Consider the following 21,065-nt stretch of genomic DNA (forward strand, 5'->3'; position numbering starts at 1 on the left):
GGCCAATAAAAAAGGAAAACCTATGGTTTCCTTTTTTATTTTATGGCGTAGCTAAACGTTACACTAATTGAGTTGCAGCCCATTTTGCACGGCTTTCACGACTCTCGCTCATGCCGTTGTCTGCGCGGTAAGCTTTATAGGCTTCGGCATCAAGTGCCACTAAACTTACGTCAACCTCAAGTACTAATTTACACTCTTTTTTAATGCGCCATGCTGCTGTGCTATAGAGCTCTGTTAATGGCAGTGTGCTTAAAAACTCAGGATTATACTGGGTGTAAACCGCTTGAGTTGGGTATACCACAAAGGCTAAACGGCGTTTAGGCTCTTTTTTGAACAGCTCTTCAATGCCGTCTGTGGTGTTGAGTACTTGCATTTCGATGATGTCATCTATGTCGAGTAGCTTTTTTTGCACAGGTACTGGCGTGTCTGTTTCACCGGCTTCCCATGCTAATACGTCTTGGTGAGTGGTACTTGTGATGCTAGCAACTTGCTCAGTGGTTAGGCCCAAAGATAAGCGTAAATATTGCATTTCAATGGCGTTCAGGCCAGTATTTTTAGACATGTTTATTCTCGTATTCATTATATTGTGTATGTTTTTGGCGTGGTGGCCGTTTGGTTATTGTTCTAGCCAAACATCTTCTATCCAATCCCACAGTGACTCCCAGCCTTCTTCGCTAAAGTCGCCATCTTCCCAAAACTGCACTTCACCTTCTTCATTGATGCAATAAAAACTTTCGCCAACCTGACAAATGGCGATTTGGTCGCGCGGCATACCAATTGACCAGGCATAACTGGTGACCTCTGGTAGGTAGGTGTGTGAGTATGGATCGGCAACGGTGACGGGCTCTAGGGTGCCGTAAATTACGTCACTGGCATATAGCAGGTATTCTTTTAAATCATTGGGTAGGCCAATAAGAATTTGTTCTTCAACTTCAACAATTTGTTCAAATGTGGGCAGCTCAAGCGGAACGGGTACAGTTTCGCTTAATTCTTGCAATTGATCAATAATTTCGTTCATGTCTATGTCCGGCAGGAAGCTCTTTTGCGCGAGTATAGCAGATGTGGAAGACACTGAGTTTTTTCGGATAAAAAAAAGCGCTCAATGAGCGCTAAAGGGTGGAAACGGTAAGCCATGGGAGTGGTTAAGCTGCTTGAGTCGATGGCGCAGCGCTTTGGCGTTTATAGTACAACCAGGCTTTATGATATTGCTTATGTGAATCTTGGCGCAATTTAGCAATACTGGCATGTTCAATGTCGTTTAATGCTCTTTGCTCTGTTTTGGCATGTAGTTCAATGGCTTGAATTTGCTCATATACCTGGTGCTCTGGGCCACTTTTAATTTCGGCGATATCATTTAAATGAAACTGTACCTCAACCACCATTTGGCTTTTTGGGAGTTTTACCAGCACGTTTAAGTCGCGATACCCTGAGGTTTTTGGCTCAGCAAAACGGTTTTTTAACTGCACGACATCGGTCGATTTGCGCAATTGTTGGTAACTGGTTAGTAAGCTATTGACATCATTGGCGACCACACTTGCACGTGCGATATCGGTTAATAGGCTGGCATCGCCGTTAAACTTTAATTGCACTTTTTGGGCTGCGCGAGCATAACTTTTGGTTGCAGGAATAATCGCAGAGGTATAGCTGGTTTGGTTGATATGCGTGAGCAGTTCGATTAGTTCTTGCTGGGCTGCTGGAGCCCGTGCCATTAAGCTGTCTAAGTTTTGAGTGTCTTGTTGTGCAAGCCCGGTGGTTTGCTCGCTTAGGTTAATTAATTGCTCAATGTCATTGTGTGATTTTTGGCTGAAGTCTGAGGGCTCGTCGAGCTTGTTATATTTAATCTCATTGGGTTGAGCAATTGCGCCGCGGGTAGACAGTAAAATTAAGAAGATAAAAAAAGTACGAAATAACTTATTCATTGAATAGCTCCAGCGTAATGTCTGTGGAACCACTTTACCGTTTTTTGGCTGAATAGGGGCTAAATGAACAAGGTTTAATTATACCGAGGATATGGTTAGCGATTATGGGTGTATGTACATATATATCAGTGGTTTAATTTATTTTGTTATAAAAAAAGGGCATCAAACGATGCCCTTGTTGTGTGTAAGTGTGACCTAGGTCAGCTTTTACATGGTTGATTACCAGATTTTAACGCGGTTTTCTGGGGCGATGTACATTTTGTCGCCTTCTTTCACGTCGTAAGTGGTATAGAACTCAGGCATATTTGACAATGCGCCAAGTGCACGGAAGTGGCCTGGTGAGTGCGGATCAGTCGCTACGCGGTTACGCATGGCTTCTTCTTTCATTTTTACTCGCCAAATTTGAGTAAAGCCCATAAAGAAACGTTGGTCGCCAGTTAAGCCATCAATTACTGGTGCTTCTTTTCCGTTAAGTGACATTTTGTAGGCTTTATAAGCGATGGTTACGCCTGATAAGTCACCAATGTTTTCACCTAATGTTAGGCTTCCGTTAACGTGTAGATCGTCAAATACTTGGTAGCCGTTGTATTGTTCAATTAGGGCTTTGCCTTTTGATTCAAATGCTTTTAAATCAGACTCTGTCCACCAGTCACGTAAGTTGCCTTCGCCGTCAAACTTAGCACCTTGGTCGTCAAAACCGTGGCCCATTTCGTGACCGATCACCGCACCAATACCACCGTAGTTTACTGCGTCATCCGCTTCTAGGTTAAAGAATGGCGGTTGTAAAATCGCAGCAGGGAACACGATTTCGTTCATGGTTGGGTTGTAGTAAGCGTTTACGGTTTGTGGCGTCATGTGCCACTCGTCTTTATCAATTGGTTGACCCAATTTAGCGAGGTTTTTGTTGTGCTCAAATATAGCTGCACGTTTAGCGTTACCCACTAAATCATCTGCTTTAATGCTGAGTTTGCTGTAGTCATCCCATTTGTTTGGGTAACCAATTTTTGGGTTAAACTTAGCTAATTTGTCTTTTGCAGCTACTTTGGTGTCTGCGCTCATCCAGTCGAGTGAGTCAATGCTTGAACCATAAGCGCTACGAAGATTTTCAACTAACTGCTCCATGCGAACTTTTGCTTCTGGAGCAAAGTGACGCTTAACGTACACTTTACCTACTACTTCGCCTAGGGTGTCACTTACTGTGCTCACACCACGCTTCCAACGCGGCTCTTGTTCTGCTTGACCATTTAAGGTTTTAGAGAAAAAGGCAAAGTTTTCATTGTCTAATGCTTCAGACATGTTGCTCGCGTTGTGAGTTAAGGTCATCCAGGTTAGGTAGTTTTTCCAGCTATCAAGACTGTTGTTCTTGATCACTTCGCTTAACCCTTGAACATAGCTTGGTTGGTTAATAATGATATCTGTTTGCTTATCACCACCCACAGCTGCTAAATAGCCATCCCAGTTAATCTCTGGTGCCAATGTAGGCAAGTCTTTAACCTGGTATAGGTTATAGGTTTTGGTGCTGTCGCGGGTTTCAACTACGTCCCAATGCTTTTCAGCAATTTGGGTTTCGAGTGCAAGAATGGCTTCTGCATTAGCCTTAGCGTTAGGTAAACCTGCTAGGTTGTACATTTTTTCAATGTGTTCAACGTAGGCTTTACGTATGCTAACAAAGCGCTCTTCTTGGTTAAAATAGTAGTCTTTTTCAGGCAGGCTTAAACCATATTGCCAGATGTGCGTGGCATAACGGCTAGAATTTTTGGCATCGACTTCAACATAGAATGCTAATGGAGTGCCGCCGCCGTTGGCTTGGTTTTCGCCAAAAAATGCGGTTAATTCGTTTTTGTCTTTTAATGCAGTAATTTTGTCTAACTCTGCCTGGATTGGTGCAATACCTAGTTTATTTAAGGTTTCAACGTCCATAAATGAGCGATATAAGTCAGCCACTTTTTGCTCATCAGTGCCGTCTGCTAAATCAGAGGTTGCACTTAAATCTTCGATAATGGCTTTAACATCATCACGAGCGTGTTCACGTAAGTCATAAAATGCACCAATGTTAGTGCGATCGCCTGGGATTTCAGCATTCTTCATCCATGCGCCGTTTACATACATGTAAAAGTCGTCTTGAGGGCGAACTGACTTGTCGATGTTGTCAAAAGTAATGCCTGAGGTAAGCGCTTTTTCAACGGCAACGGCTGCAGCTGTTTTGGCCACGTCTGCTGCTGGGGCGACTACGGCTTTGTCATAACTACAAGCACTTAGGCCTGCAATTAACGAGGCACATAAACCTCCAATTACTAATTTTTTCATTGTGTTTCCTTTGCTTTAAATTTAGGCGCCTCGGGTTCAGGCGTGTGAGCATATTGTATTTTTATTATGTCGTTAGCTTTAAAATGGGAATTTGTGCTTACCATTTTTTGTGGTGATTTTATCACCTACATCGCTGACGATTTTTTGTGAAGACTATGTTACGGCCTTACTTGCCTATAAAACAAGGCACTTTTGGTCGTTTTTGCCTGATATGGTAAGGGGATGTGTAACTAAAAATTACGTATAGGGCAAAAAAAGCGTGGATTGATTTCTATTTAACCTTAATAGGTCGCATAATAGCGCCATTATCAAAAAGTGAGTGTGTATTGTGCGTTTAGACAAATTTATCTGTGAAAGTACCGAGTTAACCCGTTCATTGGCCAAAAGAGCCCTGCATCGTGGTGATGTAACCTGTGATGGCGAGGTGGTTAAAGATTCTGGTTTTAAGGTGTCACCACATATGGATGTGCGCTTAGAGGGGCAGTCTATTAGCATTGTGGGTGAGCGTTATGTGATGATGAATAAACCCGTGGATACCATTTGCTCAACCATTGATGAGCAATACCCATCGGTATTAAGTTTGATGGACATTGAAAAAGTCGACACATTACATATTGCGGGGCGACTTGATGCCGATACCACGGGTTTGGTGCTTATTACCAGTGACGGTCAATGGTCGCATAAAATTACTTCGCCCAAGAAAGACTGTGGTAAACGGTATTTAGTGGAGCTTGCCGATCCTATCGATAACAGTTTGATTTCGGTGTTTGCGAACGGCATTGAACTGCGTAATGAAGAAGGACTCACTAAGCCTGCATTGCTTGATATTATTACGCCGACTCAGGTGCGTTTAACCATTAGTGAGGGTAAGTATCACCAAGTAAAACGCATGTTTGCTGCCGTTGGCAATAAAGTGATTAACCTGCACCGTGAAGCGGTAGGCAGTATTGAATTAGATGCTGATTTAGCACCAGGTGAGTGGCGTTATTTAACCGATGATGAAGTGAATTCAGTAAAGTAATGCTAGCCTGGTTAAGCGAACTCTCGTTAAGGTTAATCTTAATCTGTAACAGCGTTGCTCAGCGATATTAGTGTCATGTATTATGCCTAACGATAGCGATGCCCAGCGATAGCGATGTCACTGGGCATTTTACTGTATGGCATTAGTCAACGGATGTAATGGTATTACTTCACGCTAATGCGGCCGCTGATGGTGTTGATATTGACCTGGCCGTCTCCTGATAAGCTTTTAAATTGTAAACTTTGGCTTGAAGAGTATTTTTGTTTTAACGGTTTATCGTCTGTTAATTGATTGTCAATTTTGCCGCCTGGGCCGCCGTCTATCATAAAATGAATATTGGGAGCAGCGTTAAAAGCCATTGTTACGTTGCCGCTAATGGTTTCGAGATTGCCTTTACTGAGCTGTGTGCCGAGGTTGAGATTTGCATCGCCACTGATGGTGACCAGATTAATCTGGTTTAATTGCTTTAGCGTCGCCTCGATATCGCCAGAAACCTGATCAATGCTCACTTGTGTAAAGTCGCTGTGAGTCTCTAATTCGCCACTGACTAGTCTAAATTCTGCCTCTCCCTGGCTTTTGTTGTCGTTTATATCCCCTGATACGGTTTCTAGATTGATTTTTCCGCTTAATTGTTCGCTATTAATGTTGCCCGATACCGTGGTCAACTTGTTGCTGCCACTCAGTTGTTTGGCCTCGATATTACCGCTGACTAATGCGATGGCGATTTGGCCGCCGAGTTTAGACAGGGCAAAGTCGGCAGATACGCCTTGTGCGTCTAAATTTAGCTGTGTGGGTAAATAAATAGTCAGTTGTGAGCCTTGTTTATTATTGCCTTGATAACTGCGCGGCAGCTTGTCTTCAATCACGACTGAATTGTCTTTTACATCAAATATAAAGCCTTCGCTTAGTTCATCAAGTTCGCCTTTAACTTGGATGCTGTTTTTGTCCCAACTCACAAACGCCACATTGCCACGTTGTACTTTGATACTGACGTTGGGGTTAGCTGCAATATCTTGTTGTTGGTCGACCGACTCTGCTGCCATGGTAAAAGCGCTTATGGCCATTAGTGGTGCTAACCATGCGTATTTAATGCTGCTCATAGGGTATTTCCTTGTGATGGGCGTGTGTGGGTAAAAGGCAATTTTTGCCCTTGTTGTAATAAGGTGATTTGACGCTGCATTATCCAGCGCCATAATTGCCAAAGCTGTTGGTTAGTCGGCTGTTGGATTAAGGCTGCTTGCACTTGAACTGAGGCACTTTCTAGCTCTGCAAGCGCCTTGGCAATGTCAGTTTGAATATGTTCATTTTGGTCTGCTGATAACTGCCAGCTCACGGTATATTGATTGCTTATAAAGCCATTTAGCTGGCTTTGATGGGTTTGGGCAATTTGGTTTATCAAGTCTATTAAGTGATTATCGACTTCAATTGAAGCAGCAGTGCCTGTTGTCGCCATGCTGACATTTGCCGTTTGCACCTGAGTTGGTTCTGGATGGTCGCGCCATTGCGTTAACCATAATATTGAGCACACTACCAGTGTTGCAGCGGTTGCTAATAGAGGGCGAACGACACTGTTATGATGCGTTTGTGGCGGCGTTAAGTGTGGCTGTATGCCATTCCATAAGTCAGTGGTTGGCGCAATCTCAGCTGGTAACGTGCCAATTAAATGGTCTAGGTCATGCTTTTTAGCGCTCATGCAAGCATCTCCTGTAGTAAATGTTTGGCATTGTGATATTGCGCCTTACTGGTGCCGACGGCAATGTTCAGCAGTGCTGCTATTTCGTTGTGTTGATAACCTTCAATGGCACATAACACAAACACAATGCGGGTTCGTTGCGGTAATCTGGCGATACATTTGTCGAGCAAATGATGATCGGTTAACTCGACGCTTGGCACGTCTTGATGGGCGACATCTTCTGCAGGTAAAAAGCGTCGCCATAACGATTGTTGTGCCTTGAGATCATTTATAGCCTGGCGAACACATAATCGATGCAGCCAGGTGGTAAATTGGCTATCGCCGTTAAATTGCGCCAACTTTTTCCATAAGCGAATAAAACATGCCTGGGTCATATCGTCAGCCAAACTGGATTGGCCACTGAGCCGAAAACAAATGGCGTACACTCGCTGATGGTGCCGGCGATACAGTTGTTCAAAGGCCTGCTGACACCCGGTGGTTGCAATGGCGACAAGTTGATTGTCGTCTAGCTGCGCAAGGTGATTTATTGGCTGTGAATTTGGCTGATTGATACCGGCATCCTTAATGTTCCAAACTGTCGATTATGATTGTGTAGTTATTTGACAGGTGCAAGTCGGTAAAAGGTTTATATGGAGGTAAAGTTTTTTCTTCAGTGTGGATATATAGCGAATGCCAGAATTTTTTGACACCGTGAACAACCTTGGAGAGATGGTGATTTAAGGCTTATAGCAGTTAAAAAAATGGCCTAGCAAATTTGCGAGGCCATTTTTCACCATTTTTCACCATTCTTAAGTAATAGCAGAGGCTATTTGAAAGTATGCGGGGTAATTACAAGGTAACGGTATTTACACCGTCTGGTGTGCCCACGAGTAATACATCTGCGCCGCGGTTTGCAAATAAGCCGTTAGTGACAACACCAACAATGGCGTTAATTTTAGTTTCCATGACTTTTGGATCTAAAATTTGCATGTTGTAAACATCTAAAATCACGTTACCGTTATCGGTAATAACGCCTTGGCGGTAGACTGGGTCGCCACCTAGCTTAACTAACTCGCGTGCCACATAAGAGCGAGCCATAGGGATAACCTCAACAGGTAAAGGGAAGTTGCCTAAAATAGGCACCTGTTTGGTGTTATCAACAATACAAATAAATTGTTTAGCCACGGCTGCAACAATTTTTTCGCGAGTTAATGCCGCTCCACCGCCTTTAATCATGTCCATGCGGTCGTTAATTTCATCTGCGCCGTCTACGTATACGTCAATAGAGTCAACACTGTTTAGGTCGAACACTTCAATGCCGAGTTCTTTGAGTTTTTTGGTTGATGCTTCTGAGCTTGATACCGCGCCTTCGATGTCGTCTTTCATCGTGGCAAGCGCATCAATGAAGTGATTTACGGTTGAGCCTGTGCCAACACCGACGATGGTGTCTGGTTTGACATATTGCAACGCTGCCCAGCCTGCTGCTTTTTTCATTTCATCTTGTGTCATTATGTGGTTCCTGTTGCTTGATAGTCAGAAATCTTAATTGAATTGGCGCGATTATAGCGCACATTAGTGTTTAGGCATTTGCTATGCATCATAAAAATGTGCATTTTTGTATGCGCTTAATACCCTTATGTTAATGTCGCTGATGAATTTTTTTTCTAACCTTACATCCATTACATAAGCCTTAACGGTAATGGTTTGTTGGTATTGGCCAAACGAGAAGTCATTGCCTAAATTAACTATGATGGGCTTATTTAAAAAAGTATAAGGAGAGCATTGGGTTGCCTCCCTTGCAAGTGCAATGGCTTTTTTGTGATCAACATGGATAGGCAGGGTAAATTTAACCACGACCATTTCATCTAGGGCACCGCTATTTGCATTAGACACGGCTGTTTTTAACGCTTCAGCGTTAGGAACCATAATGGTGTTGTCGTCAAATGTACGTAGCCATGTGACGCTCCATTCTAGTTTTATTACTTCGCCGTAATGGCCTGCTAGAGTTACCATATCGCCCACCCGATAAGGCGGATTAATCATAATAATAAAGCCCGCAATCATATTTTTAGCGGGTTCTTGAGTGGCTAATCCCACCACAATACTAATAGAGCCAACCACGGCGAGAATAAGGTTTTCGTGAGGGTTTATGATGCCAACAATGGAGTAAATAATTACCGACAACCACACAAATAAACGCACAAATGGGTAAGCTCTATTCCAAATTAAGCGGTATTTAGGCAGTGCTTTGCTTAATTGGTTTAATAAAAACTCGATAGCAACTAACAATAACCAGGCAAACAGACACAACAAGATAATGCTGGCAATTCGGTCAAACGATATGATGGCTAGAAATGCTTGTAGAGCTTCGCGTGAGTCGTCCATGTTGGCCTCGTTTAATTAAACAGTTTATTGTTATTGACTAGGTGACTGGCGATAATTTTTGATAATGCAGGTGTAATAAAATAAAAGTGCTGGGCAAAGTCTTGTTGTGAATATTGAGCAATAATTAAGCCCTGACGTGCCAGGTAAGCCAGTTGTAAACTGCTTTGTTCAATTGTTTGGGCAAAAATATGCGCGTGTTGTGCGACCCGCAATCCGCCATGAACGTATACCTCAGCCAATGAAAACAAGTCATTGTCTTGACACAACTGCAATGCCGATGAATTGATTTTACAAATACAGTGTGTACTGCTGTCGCCGTTACTCGACTCAGTATTGGTTTGTTGTTGAAACGAATATTGCAATAATAATATTGCGAGCGTCGGATGTCCCTGACTGATGGTGTGCAACTGCTTTAGTTGATCATCAAACGGATTCACGGCTTCATCTGTTTCATGTGCTGAGTGAGAGTTTTTAGATGATGTTTTAGCAAGACGATGCTCTGCAGGGGGAGCGACTTGTGTATCGTCTTTGCTAATTAACCCTAGGTTGACCAACTGTTTTGTTTGTATGCTGGCCAGTTCTTTGGCGCTGAAATAGTCGACAGTGATAACGTGCTTAATAAATTGGGTAATTTGATATTGTGCACTGAGTCGTTGCCAGGCAAATTTTTCACAACCCAAAATCCAACAGTGATGTTTGCGTGTTTCCATTACTATGGTGGCAAAGGTCACTAATGCTTGCGCATTGCCCATCATCCTCAGCATCAGCTTGTGTAAATCATCGATAACAATTAACTGTGCAGGTAGCTGGTTGATGGCGAAAATAATATCGGTAATACTGGTGTCTGTTAGCGTTGTGGGTGGCTTTATACCAAAGCAATAACACACATTTGCAATTGCGTCGCTTGCCGTTAGTGGAGCAAGATAAAAGCTCATGATTAGCCCATTTTTAGGCAAGGGTTTCGCTGTTGATTCTGGGTTTTCGGGTTCAACACTGTTAGATTGCACTAGGCTAGGTAATTGACCTAATAATGTAGACAACCCTGCGCCTGAGGGCGCTACAATGGCACTTATTTCACCGTGATGATTACGCCATAAATTAATCACGTCAGTGAGTTGCGCTATTTGGGAACTGCGGCCAATGAAGCCTTGCTCTGTGAACACAGGCATGGATGACACTGTGCTATCAAGGTTTTTTGGGGTTGCTTGCCCTTGATATTGATTGGCGATAGTTAACAGTGAAATCAGCCCATTTTGTGCGTCATCTGACTCAGTTTTAAGGCTTGCTTTTGGGGCGCGAAGTGTATTGAACCATTGGCTCAATTTATTTAAAAAACGTAAGTTAATATCCATTTACACTCTCTTTTTTATCGCGTGATTTAATCTTAACATGAAGTAAACAAAAAGCGTTATGTGTGGCGATAAGGGAATTAAGTCATGTATCAATTAACGTTGTCGAACAAGCTGTGGTTGCTGAAACGAATGAATATTAGCCATAGCTAATGCTTTTGCTTTGATCTGTGTTAATAACTTGCAAAAAAATTACTAAAAACCCATTCATAATGACTATTTATCTATTGTTGAGCTAAGCCTTTATCGTATACTCAATGCATTATAAGGTTTGTTTTTTTCAAGTGAGAGTCATGAAGCTCCGTTTCTTTTTAGCCTGTGCTTTATTGTGTTCAACTACGTTAAGCAGTTCTGCATCTTTTGCAGCCACAGCAGTACAAGGTAGCCCACAACAAGAATTAGCCTCAAGTAGCGCTATGTTAGTTGATTTAGCCACCAACGAAGTGTTGTATGCCAGTAATCCTCATCAACCTGTCCCAATTGCTTCGGTTACCAAATTAATGGCAGCGATGGTGACGTTAGATGCCAAATTACCCTTAAATGAAAAAATATCGGTTAAGATCACCGACTCACCTGTAATGCGCAATGTGTATTCGCGAGTGCGTTTAGGCAGTGTAGTGACTCGAGAGACAATGCTGTTATTGACGTTAATGTCGTCTGAAAACCGTGCTGCGACTTCGCTTGCTCATCATTATCCTGGTGGATTTAAAGCATTTGTGCGCGCAATGAATGACAAAGCGGCAGCACTTGGAATGAAACAAACCCATTATGTCGAGCCAACAGGTTTATCTCCTGATAACGTATCAAGTGCCAATGACCTGATTATATTATTAAAAGAAAGCCAAACTTACCCCATGTTAGGCAAGCTTAGTTCTACCCCAAAAAAGCATGTGATTTTTGAGTCGCCTCGCTATGCGTTAGATTTTCAAAATACCAATAAGCTGGTGTTTAAAAACAATTGGAATATTGCCTTAACCAAAACAGGCTTTACTAACAAAGCTGGGCACTGTTTAGTTATGCTAACTGAAATGAATAAACGTAAAGTGGCGTTTGTGGTGTTGGACTCATTTGGTAAGTACACCCATATGGCAGATGCGAGCCGATTAAAAAATTGGCTAGAAACAGGACGAACAACGCCAATCCCTGAGTCGGCAAAAGCGTACAAAAAACAGCGTCAAGCCGCGCAACAAAACAGAATTTAACGACGATTAGCAAAAAAGCCCAGTCATTTTACTGACTGGGCTTTTTTTTATTAACAATCCCGTCAACTTGCTGATATGGCCAATATCAATGATTAGGCCGGCAAACTACAGAAAAGTACCTACTTTTTTATTGATAGTGAAAGCCTTACACTGCAACGATTGAAAGAGTGGGAGGTTAACATGTTAAACATGGATTTTAGTCAGCGAGTGGTGATAAACACTCATGAGCTTGAGTGGCAAAAAAGCCCCGCACCAGGTGTGTTTCGTAAACGCCTTGCGCGTGAAGAGGCCGAGCGAGGCCATGCGACCAGTATTGTTAAATATGAGGCTGGCGCTAAGTTTAACTCTCATCCTCACCCATTAGGTGAAGAGATTTTAGTGCTCGATGGGGTGTTTTCGGATGAAACGGGCGATTACGGTGTCGGTACGTATTTACGTAATCCAGAGGGGGTTGTCCATGCGCCATTTAGTGTAGGCGGTTGTACATTATTGGTTAAGTTGCATCAGTTTCAACCTACTGACTCGCAACAAGTGAACATTGATACTCATAGCGCCAAATGGCTGCCTGGGCATGGTCAATTAAAGGTAATGCCATTGCATCAGCATGGTACAGAGTCGACCGCACTAGTAATGTGGCCTGCTGGAACTCATTTTCAACCGCATCGTCATTTTGGTGGTGAAGAAATTTACGTCATCAGCGGTGAGTTTATTGATGAGTTTGGCCGCTATCCTGCAGGTACCTGGATCCGCAGCCCGCATTTAAGTCAGCATAACCCGTATGTTGAACAAGACACGCTGATTTTAGTGAAAGTCGGGCATTTGTAATTTTACGCGTTAATATTGTTAATACGCCCTATTTGGCGCGGCTCAATGTTATTTATTTTTATGCGATTAATGCATCAATGGGTACTCAACAGACTCAGCTTAATACTGCTTCACTCTTTAAGGACAAAAAGTGCATAGCGATGTCTCGATAGCACGATTTAAACAGTTTCCACGTTTAATGTGGATATTGTTGTTTGGCTCATTTATTACCCGCGGAAGTTATTTTATGGTGTGGCCATTTTTGGCTGTCATCTTATATGAAAAATTTGCATTAACCGCCACTGAAGTGGGGTTAGTGTTGTCGGGTGCCGCGCTTATTTCAGTGTTTACTAGTTTTATTGGTAGCGCTTTGTCTGATCGCATCGGTCGCAATAAGCTTATGTACCTTACTGGGGTGCTATACATCATCTCTTTTTCGTTGTTGGCTCAAGTTGATAGCGTGAAAGGCTATGTGGTGGTGATGACCTTGTGCTCAATTGCCACATCATTGTGGCGGCCACTTACCTCGGCAACCATTGGTGATGTGATTGATGACCCTAAAACCCGCGAGCTGGCAATGCAGTCATTGTATTTTGTGGTCAATGTGGGCTGTGCGGTTGGGCCTATGCTGGGGGTATGGCTTGGACTCACGGGAAAGCAATCAAGTTTTTACATTACCGCAGCTGCATTTGCGATATTGATTTGCCTACTATTTTGGGGGTTTAGGCATCAAGCTCGTCAAATGGCGCCAACTTTTACAGAGCAGGTTCCCGACCTGCTTATCCCTGCTATGGGCGATGCAACATCTGCTGTTAAGCGTAAGCCAGCAATGGTAAGTCGCCAGCAAATTATGACCATTTTACGCCAAGATAAATTGCTGCAATGCCTAATTGTGGCAAATATATTATGCATGTTCATTTATGCGCAAATGGACAGCTCGTTAATTCAATATTTAACCCGTGAAGATGCCCCTGAATTGTTGACACTGATCTCGGCGATGATTTTTACCAATGCCCTGGTGATTATTTCAACTCAGTTTGTTTTATTAAGGATAATGGCGGCTTACAGTTTAATTCACCGTATTCAATTTGGCTTGATGTTGCTGATCTGTTCGCAGATTTGGCTGGCTCTTAACCCCATAGAATTATTTTGGGGCTGGATAGGTGCCATTATTGTGATGAGTTTGGCCGAGACCATTTTGTTTCCTACTATGAATGTTCACATTGACAGATTGGCGCCCAAACATTTACGGGGGGCATATTTTGGAGCCGCTTCATTTTATGAAATTGGCTTTGCCTTCGCGCCTTTGGGCGGCGGGATTATTTTGGATAATTTAGGCGGTTTTTGGCTGTTTATGATTGGCGCGTTGATGTCGTTAGTGGTGATTTATTTATACAGCATATTAGATACGTTAAAGAGGCCTGATTTTGCCGCGATGAAACTGGAGTGATCTTGGCTGTTGAGTGCGCAAGAGGCTTAGGATTAAGACTTTTTCACTATAGAAACAGACGCTATTTTGTTATTGTTTTTCAATTACAATAAACCTTAGGACAATTGTTATGAGTACAACACAGGTAAGCCGTTTTATTGCAACGTTAGATGAACGTGCACATGAGTTACGTTTTGAAGAAACCATGGCCTTGATTGATGCGAATTACGACTTTACCCCAAGTGCTTTTAAAAATGGCGATCAACTAAATGATGCTGGGCAAAATTCAGGTTCTTGTAAAGTGTTTGCTTTTGGGCAAATTCAGCAATTAACACAGCAGCAAACATTAACCTTATTTGGTGAGCATTATCGTGATGTGCTTGCCACACCTCAGGGTAGCGATCATCAAAATATTCGTCAGTTTATGCAGCACGGTTGGGCTGGGGTTTTGTTTTCTCAGTTGGCGTTATTGCTAAAAAATAAACCGCTGTAGCGTTGTGAAATCTAGAAAAAGCGCCAAACTTACCGTGAAAGAGCAAGTACTATCAACAGGATAAACGATATGAATCGCCATTTACTTCCGTTTTTGCTTATGAGTTTACTATTGGTGTGCACTGTAAATACCAGTGTTGCTAAAGATAATGAATCTAAAGGGCAAAGTAAGCAGCAATCTGAAAAGCATGAAAAAAAACATAAACATGATCAAGGTAATGATCAGGTATTTTTTAATAATGACCGCCAAGTTATCATTCATAATTACTACCAAACGAAGAGTAAAGCTAAAAACTGTCCACCAGGATTAGCAAAGAAAAACAATGGCTGCATAGCGCCCGGCAAAGTGAAAAAATGGCAAAAAGGTCATGTTTTGCCTGCAGATGTAGTTTATTACGATGTGCCATCTGAGCTGATTGTACAAATAGGCCGTACGCCAGAAGGACAGAAGATTGTGCGTGTAGGGACTGATCTTTTATTAATAAGTATTGGTACAGGTATGGTTATTGACGCAATCCAAGACCTAAATGATATTTTTTAAGGTGAGGTAATCAGTTTCAGTAAGTTAGTGGTGTTTACGTGGTTATGTTTAGGTTATCTTTGCCTGCGTAGCCACGTTATATTCGCGTAGACTAACTTGTCGAGCCAACAGTGTTTTGTTAGGTGTTGCTGACATATTTATATGTCGTTTGTGATTAATTTTTCCTTGCTCATAAGATCGCATTAACGATCAAATTGCATCTGTGATAAAACGCGCTAATAAGGACTCTGTGGCAGACCTCTCAAATAATTCATTTGATTGATACCAATCTCAACTGTGGATCTTCTCCGCCCATCTTGGTGCTAAAAACTATTAAATTTTGATGTTCCTCCTTACACTGTAAATAGCTTAATTACCTTGAGTTATATCGATGACACCCATTATTTGCCAAAGTGCGTTAGAAGCAGTTTCGTTAATACAAAGTGGTGAAACCCTATGGACACATTCTATGGGAGCCACGCCAACCTTGTTACTTGATGCATTAGCCGAGCATGCACTTACCAAGCATGATTTAACGTTATTGCAGTTACACACTGAGCATGCTGAGTCGTTAAGTCACCCAAATTTAAAAAAACATCTTCGTCATCGCTGCTTTTTTGGTGGTGCACCTACCCGTGCGCTTTTACAACAAGGTGATGCCGATTATGTGCCTATTTTCTTGTCTGAAGTGCCAAAACTCTTTCGCTCTGGCGAGCAAAAAATTGATACGGCGATTATTCAAGTGTCGCCACCAGACAAACACGGTATTTGCTCATTAGGGATCTCGGTTGAGGCCACACTCGCCGCTTGCCAGGTGGCGGGTAAAATTATTGCCCACATCAATCCTCAAATGCCCCGCACTCATGGTGATGGCTTTATTCACTACAACAAGTTGGCTGCGGTTTTTGAGCAAAGCAAGTCGCTGCCGCAACATGTAATCGACTCAAGTGATAAAACCAGCCAAGCAATTGGTCAACATGTTGCTCAATTAGTGCGTGATGGTGACTGTTTACAAATGGGCATAGGGGCTATTCCTGATGCGGTATTGTCGTGCTTAACACAGCATAAAAATTTAGGTGTTCACACTGAGCTGTTTTCTGACGGTGTGCTAAATCTCGTTGAGTTAGGGGTGATAAATAACAGCCTTAAAAAGGTGCATCCAGGTAAAATCGTGACCGGTTTTGCACTCGGTAGCCAACGGCTTTACGATTTTGTCGATGATAACCCGTCAGTGATTTTTATGGATATTGAACAGGTGAATGACACGGCAATAATTCGTAAAAACCCTAATGTGATGTCAATTAACTCTGCACTACAAGTTGATATATCGGGCCAAGTTTGTGCCGACTCGTTAGGCACAAAAATATACTCTGGCGTAGGCGGGCAAATGGATTTTATTCGTGGGGCTGGGTTGTCGGAAGGCGGTCGTTCTGTTATTGCTCTTCCTAGTACAGCCGCTAACGGCACTGTCTCGCGGATTGCTACGGTATTATCGCCAGGGGCTGGCGTTGTAACCACTCGTGCGCATGTGCATTATATACCCAATCAACTTGAAGATGCGGATTGTAACATCTGAAAATTGTCATTGATCCGCGACGTCAAATCGCCACCCATTTCCGGCAGTGTTTCTTTAAAAAATTTTGATAGAGCGGCCCTAAATTCGCGCTTACTTTTGAAATAAACGCTGTTTCTGGCATGCTCATTCATCACCTTCCACAGCCGCTCTATTGGGTTCAGATTTGGGCTATAAGGCGGTAAATAATGCAGCTCTATCTTAAGCAAATCGGCCATTTCTTTGACCTTCTTTGAGCGATGATAACCTGCGCCATCTAAAATGAGATGCAACGTGTGAGGTGGTGGATATTTCTCCCTTAACACCTCAAAAAATTGAACAATACTGTCGCCATTAACATAGTCATATTCGTTAACCGTTGCGTTAGCGATATCATCAAGGTCAATCGCACCAATCAGATTGATACGTGTCCGACTACCAGTGGTTTCAACGGGTTTATCTTGTCCTGTGCGGATCCAGCCATGCGATATTTTTGTCGCTTGGGTAGGATGAACTGCGTCGATAAAGAGAATAGTCGAATCCTCGCCACAGCTGGCTTTAAGGTTTTCATACTGCTCAACAAAAGCCTGTTGCTTTGCTTCATCAAACTTATGCGGCACACCTTTAGGCTTTTTGTAGCTAAAGCCATTTTTATGCAGCCACTTGTGCATGCCAGCGACAGTATATTTAACACCGAACTGCGCTAACACATAGCCGACAATTTGATGGTTATGCTGGTAAGTATGGGCAGTTAAATGGGTAATTAACTCCGCCGTTTGCTTAGCGGATAAATGGCTTTGTGAGCCGCCATTTTCAGGCTTGAGTTTATCCGACAAGGTATAGTCTGCAAGATGTCGCAGCACGGTGGATTCGTGAATGCGTAGCGCTTGAGAAATCATAACCGTAGACCAGCCTTCTGAGGTAAGGAGGACGGCTTTGATGCGATCACGAACTCGCCCATCGCGCGCTTGAGCATGCTGGGTTTCGAGCTGTTTCTTCTGGTCATCGGTGAGGTATATTTTCATGAGGTGTAGCATGATCCTGATTTGAAATAAAATCAAGCACCTTCAATGATCACCGGTATATTGTTACCGAGTATGGTTGTGCATATTTACGCGCTAAATCGTTAAGAGAACGTGCCCGTGCGCTAATTGATATTGCCCACCCTAAGTTTAGAGAGCAACTGTGCCAAGAAGCCTTTGAAGTTTGGCGACTTAGGGTTTAACTCTTGCTAGTGGCTATTGTTAGGTTTGGTTTTTATTTTGACTTATCTTGCGGTTTTTATAGGTTTTTACTTTGGAGATTCTGCATTTTTATAGATGAAACTCATCAAGTTTATAGTTAGCTTTATTTGAATGATTTCATTTACAAGGCTGGTATATTGAGTCGTTGTTGATCAAACACGACAAATGTTTTTACACTCATCATGTATATCGCAGTTCATCCCCTAACTGTGTGCTTAAGCAAAGTTTTATCGTGCTTTTTACCTGATAAGTCACATCGCTGTATCATTTTGTTTACTTTCGCACTCTATGTGTAAATATTTTTATACATTATTGGCTTGTTATTCAACTTTTGTCTTTTTTTATTCACTATTAAATCGACTGTATTTCTGTAAACTGCGCGCCTTCTAGGTGTTGTTGCATTGCGCATCACCAGTTTAAATGATGTATAAACACATTAGTTAAAGAAGGATAAACATAACATGCAGTTCCCAACACATCGATTTTACGAAGACATTATGGCTTTGTTTTGTGCTGGTGTAATGGTGTCTTTAGGTGTAACACTTTATAACAGTAATCAATTGCTCACAGGCGGTACGGCCGGGCTTGCGATTATTGGTATGCACTTATCATCTTATAGTTTTGGTGTGTTATTTTTTATCGTCAACCTGCCATTTTACTTTCTTGCATGGACCAAGCTGTCAAAGCGTTTCACCATCAATACCTTCATTTCTGTATCGATTATTTCGGTTATGACAGATTACATGCCGCGATTTATTCATATCGATAATGTCTATCCTGTATTTGCTGCAACGGTAGGCGGAATGTTGATAGGTGTAGGTATGTTGATTATGTTTAGGCATAAATCAAGCTTAGGCGGTTTAGGTATTTTGGCGTTGTATTTACAAAATAAGCATTCAATTCGCGCCGGTAATTTTGGCTTATTAATAGACACTATTATTTTAAGCTCATCGTTGTTGATGTTCCCAATAGAAGTGGTCCTACTGTCAGTGATGGGCGCCGCTATGCTTAATGTGTTGATTGCGATTAATCATAAACCTGGCCGTTATCAAGCTTATGTCGAACCTAAAAAGCCCAAAAACACCGTGATTTTTAACCCCGAAAAAGCGTAAATCAAACAACATATTCCACAGTTATGTCTAAACACTCAGTTATTTTGATGCAATTACAGCCATTAGTTTATGTCTTATTATGTGGTTTTTATTGATGATTTCAGATGATTATGTGTAAAAATCGAATTAGAATAATTAATCTAATGATTTTATGGCTCATTAATCGTTAATGGGTATTGAGGTTGTATCGCAGTATGAATAAATTGGCAGCTCCACGCCAAACAGGATTTACACTGATTGAGTTGGTCGTGGTTATTATTATATTAGGTATTTTGGCTGTTGTAGCAGCGCCTAAGTTTATCAATTTAAAGACTGATGCCCACATATCAGCGATTAATGGGGCTGTTGGGTCAATTAAAACAGCAGTGACATTATTTAAAACTAAAACCTTAACTTCAGGCAGTGCGATGACTGACACGGTTGAGTTTTCTGGTGTGAAAGGCAGTAATTATCAACCTTGGGCCGCAGCTGCGAATACCAGTGGCAGTGGTTTTAATTCGGGCTACACCACGCCATCTGAAATTTTTGAGGCGGCAGGCTTGGACATGAATGAATGGGCGTATCGAATTTTTGTGTTAAGTGGCAGTTATGTTGTTGCCGCAGCGCCTCAAGGGGTGCTTGATATCGCACAGCCCACATCGGCTCAAGTGATTGCAACCAATTGTTATTTCCAATACCACTGGAAGAGTGCAGGTGAACCAGAGATTACAGCCGTCACCACAGGTTGCTAACCTTTCCCTTTTTATAATCTACGGCCATGAAGGCCGTAGCGCTTATCACATAAAAATAAGAGGAAACCATGTTAATTTTCCTCTTAAGCATACTTCTCCCAAACATGGCCACCCAAGGTCTTTGGATACTTCTCCTAAACATGGCCACCCAAGATTTCTGGCGAATATTTAATCGTTAGTCTAGTCTTTAAGTATCCTTATATACTTGCAGGTAATGAATGATGGCGAGGCCCAGACAAACTATCGTGAGCTTAGAAGATACACCTTATTATCACTGCTGTTCGCGTGTAGTCCGTAAAGCCTTTTTGTGTGGTATTGATCATGCGACAGGCGAGAACTTTGAGCATCGACGCGAGTGGGTCGATTCACGCATTCTAGAGTTGGCGACGATCTTTGCTATTGATATTTGTGCATACGCTGTGATGAGTAACCATTTGCATGTGGTGTTAAAGGTCGACCCAGATAAAGCAAGACAATGGTCAGATAAAGAGGTGCTGATTCAGTGGCACAAAGGCTTTAAGGGTACATTGCTAACTCAAAAGTATCTTAAAGGTGAAGACCTTAACCAATTTGAACTTCAAACAGTTGATGAGTGCATTACAGAATATCGTAAACGTTTAATTGATATTAGCTGGTTTATGCGCTCCCTCAGTGAACCAATAGCAAGAATGGCCAATAAAGAAGATAAATGTACTGGTCGTTTCTGGGAAGGAAGATTCAAGTCTCAGGCATTACTCGATGAGGCCGCAGTATTAGCTTGTATGGCTTACGTCGATTTAAACCCCATCCGCGCTAATGTGGCCGCTACTCCTGAAACTTCTGATTACACCAGCATTCAACGCCGAATAAATTCAGCGATAAAAGGTGAGCAACCAACCGAATTATTACCCTTTATTGGTAATGAGCATTTAAACATGACTAATGGGCTAATGTTCAGTGTCAAAGACTACATCAAACTGGTTGATGACACTGGCAGAATTATTCGAGAAGATAAGCATGGCGCGATAAGCTCAAGTAGCCAAGATATCTTAAATAGACTCAATATTCCTGCTGAAAATTGGCTTAAAATCACTACTGAATTTGGTTCATTATTCAAAGGTGCCGTTGGTGCATTACCCGCATTAACTGAATATTGCGAGCATTTAGATCGAAAACGACGACAAGGTGCTTCAAACTGCCAGCGCTGGCTGTGTGCTTAAGCTCTAATATCATTCCTTAGAACATCTTATCTGATACTTGATCATTATCAAGTCCTTCTGCTGTGAAGTGTTTAACCAAATATCTGATTTTGTACATGTTAAGTGATCTGCAGTGAATAATTTTGCT

21 protein-coding genes and 1 pseudogene are annotated in these 21,065 nt (G+C 42.2%); 11 read left to right on the top strand and 11 right to left on the bottom strand.

What is annotated here, in order from left to right; all coding sequences use genetic code 11:
* Positions 1–58: 58 nt before the first annotated feature.
* The 4 genes from K8B83_RS06890 to K8B83_RS06905 all read right to left on the bottom strand — a co-directional run bounded on the left by K8B83_RS06890 (position 59) and on the right by K8B83_RS06905 (position 4,226).
* Complete coding sequence (locus tag K8B83_RS06890; protein ID WP_188738435.1) at positions 59–562, bottom strand: DUF4447 family protein; 504 nt, start codon at positions 560–562, stop codon at positions 59–61.
* Positions 563–616: 54 nt separating this feature from the next.
* Positions 617–1,018 (bottom strand): SMI1/KNR4 family protein, encoded by a 402-nt coding sequence (locus K8B83_RS06895; RefSeq protein WP_188738433.1) that lies wholly within the window; start codon positions 1,016–1,018, stop codon positions 617–619.
* A gap of 124 nt (positions 1,019–1,142) precedes the next feature.
* Positions 1,143–1,919, bottom strand: coding sequence for a nucleotidyltransferase family protein (locus tag K8B83_RS06900; protein WP_223419412.1), 777 nt, complete (start codon positions 1,917–1,919; stop codon positions 1,143–1,145).
* Positions 1,920–2,138: 219 nt separating this feature from the next.
* Positions 2,139–4,226 carry a M13 family metallopeptidase gene (locus tag K8B83_RS06905; protein ID WP_223419413.1) on the bottom strand — a complete coding sequence of 696 codons (2,088 nt, stop codon included), beginning with the start codon at positions 4,224–4,226 and terminating at the stop codon, positions 2,139–2,141.
* 328 nt (positions 4,227–4,554) lie between these two features.
* Here K8B83_RS06905 and rsuA point away from each other — a divergent pair, with 328 nt between their 5' ends.
* Positions 4,555–5,247, top strand: coding sequence for a 16S rRNA pseudouridine(516) synthase RsuA (gene rsuA / locus K8B83_RS06910; RefSeq protein ID WP_223419415.1), 693 nt, complete (start codon positions 4,555–4,557; stop codon positions 5,245–5,247).
* 164 nt (positions 5,248–5,411) lie between these two features.
* Here the strand turns inward: rsuA and K8B83_RS06915 are convergent, their stop codons facing one another.
* From K8B83_RS06915 to K8B83_RS06940, 6 genes are all read right to left on the bottom strand, one after another.
* On the bottom strand, positions 5,412–6,347 hold the full coding sequence (locus tag K8B83_RS06915; RefSeq protein WP_223419416.1) for a DUF4097 family beta strand repeat-containing protein: 936 nt from the start codon (positions 6,345–6,347) through the stop codon (positions 5,412–5,414).
* Complete coding sequence (locus K8B83_RS06920; protein ID WP_223419418.1) at positions 6,344–6,940, bottom strand: hypothetical protein; 597 nt, start codon at positions 6,938–6,940, stop codon at positions 6,344–6,346. Before K8B83_RS06920 ends, K8B83_RS06915 begins: the two co-directional genes overlap by 4 nt.
* Positions 6,937–7,491 (bottom strand): RNA polymerase sigma factor, encoded by a 555-nt coding sequence (locus K8B83_RS06925; protein ID WP_223420015.1) that lies wholly within the window; start codon positions 7,489–7,491, stop codon positions 6,937–6,939. Before K8B83_RS06925 ends, K8B83_RS06920 begins: the two co-directional genes overlap by 4 nt.
* A 277-nt stretch (positions 7,492–7,768) precedes the next feature.
* Positions 7,769–8,428 (bottom strand): ribose-5-phosphate isomerase RpiA, encoded by a 660-nt coding sequence (gene rpiA, locus K8B83_RS06930; RefSeq protein WP_188738421.1) that lies wholly within the window; start codon positions 8,426–8,428, stop codon positions 7,769–7,771.
* A gap of 81 nt (positions 8,429–8,509) precedes the next feature.
* Complete coding sequence (locus K8B83_RS06935) at positions 8,510–9,304, bottom strand: mechanosensitive ion channel family protein (RefSeq protein ID WP_223419420.1); 795 nt, start codon at positions 9,302–9,304, stop codon at positions 8,510–8,512.
* Between the two features lie 11 nt (positions 9,305–9,315).
* Positions 9,316–10,656, bottom strand: a complete 1,341-nt coding sequence (locus tag K8B83_RS06940) for an ATP-binding protein (RefSeq protein ID WP_223419421.1) — start codon at positions 10,654–10,656, stop codon at positions 9,316–9,318.
* Positions 10,657–10,946: 290 nt separating this feature from the next.
* On the opposite strand from K8B83_RS06940, the gene pbpG reads away from it, so the two are divergent.
* The 6 genes and pseudogenes from pbpG to K8B83_RS06970 all read left to right on the top strand — a co-directional run.
* Complete coding sequence (gene pbpG / locus K8B83_RS06945; protein WP_188738415.1) at positions 10,947–11,855, top strand: D-alanyl-D-alanine endopeptidase; 909 nt, start codon at positions 10,947–10,949, stop codon at positions 11,853–11,855.
* Between the two features lie 180 nt (positions 11,856–12,035).
* The gene (locus K8B83_RS06950) at positions 12,036–12,680 is read left to right on the top strand and encodes a cupin domain-containing protein (protein WP_188738413.1); all 645 of its coding nucleotides are present in this window, start codon (positions 12,036–12,038) and stop codon (positions 12,678–12,680) included.
* A gap of 130 nt (positions 12,681–12,810) precedes the next feature.
* Positions 12,811–14,109 carry an MFS transporter gene (locus K8B83_RS06955; RefSeq protein ID WP_223419423.1) on the top strand — a complete coding sequence of 433 codons (1,299 nt, stop codon included), beginning with the start codon at positions 12,811–12,813 and terminating at the stop codon, positions 14,107–14,109.
* A 109-nt stretch (positions 14,110–14,218) separates the two neighbouring features.
* Positions 14,219–14,581 (top strand): HopJ type III effector protein, encoded by a 363-nt coding sequence (locus K8B83_RS06960; RefSeq protein WP_188741211.1) that lies wholly within the window; start codon positions 14,219–14,221, stop codon positions 14,579–14,581.
* Between the two features lie 69 nt (positions 14,582–14,650).
* The gene (locus tag K8B83_RS06965; RefSeq protein ID WP_188741212.1) at positions 14,651–15,121 is read left to right on the top strand and encodes a hypothetical protein; all 471 of its coding nucleotides are present in this window, start codon (positions 14,651–14,653) and stop codon (positions 15,119–15,121) included.
* Positions 15,122–15,491: 370 nt separating this feature from the next.
* Positions 15,492–16,640: pseudogene (locus K8B83_RS06970) on the top strand (acetyl-CoA hydrolase/transferase family protein); the annotation flags it as partial.
* 5 nt (positions 16,641–16,645) lie between these two features.
* Here K8B83_RS06970 and K8B83_RS06975 read toward each other — a convergent pair.
* Positions 16,646–17,677, bottom strand: a complete 1,032-nt coding sequence (locus tag K8B83_RS06975) for an IS630 family transposase (RefSeq protein WP_188741280.1) — start codon at positions 17,675–17,677, stop codon at positions 16,646–16,648.
* Between the two features lie 26 nt (positions 17,678–17,703).
* On the opposite strand from K8B83_RS06975, the gene K8B83_RS06980 reads away from it, so the two are divergent.
* From K8B83_RS06980 to K8B83_RS06995, 4 genes are all read left to right on the top strand, one after another.
* On the top strand, positions 17,704–17,877 hold the full coding sequence (locus tag K8B83_RS06980; RefSeq protein ID WP_398410842.1) for an acetyl-CoA hydrolase/transferase C-terminal domain-containing protein: 174 nt from the start codon (positions 17,704–17,706) through the stop codon (positions 17,875–17,877).
* Positions 17,878–18,357: 480 nt separating this feature from the next.
* Positions 18,358–19,008 (top strand): YitT family protein, encoded by a 651-nt coding sequence (locus K8B83_RS06985; RefSeq protein ID WP_188741214.1) that lies wholly within the window; start codon positions 18,358–18,360, stop codon positions 19,006–19,008.
* A gap of 194 nt (positions 19,009–19,202) precedes the next feature.
* The gene (locus K8B83_RS06990; RefSeq protein ID WP_188741215.1) at positions 19,203–19,739 is read left to right on the top strand and encodes a type IV pilin protein; all 537 of its coding nucleotides are present in this window, start codon (positions 19,203–19,205) and stop codon (positions 19,737–19,739) included.
* A 221-nt stretch (positions 19,740–19,960) separates the two neighbouring features.
* Positions 19,961–20,938, top strand: coding sequence for a transposase (locus tag K8B83_RS06995; protein WP_188741217.1), 978 nt, complete (start codon positions 19,961–19,963; stop codon positions 20,936–20,938).
* The last annotated feature ends 127 nt before the right edge of the window (positions 20,939–21,065 follow it).

The organism is Shewanella inventionis, from assembly GCF_019931735.1.
GTDB lineage: Bacteria > Pseudomonadota > Gammaproteobacteria > Enterobacterales > Shewanellaceae > Shewanella > Shewanella inventionis.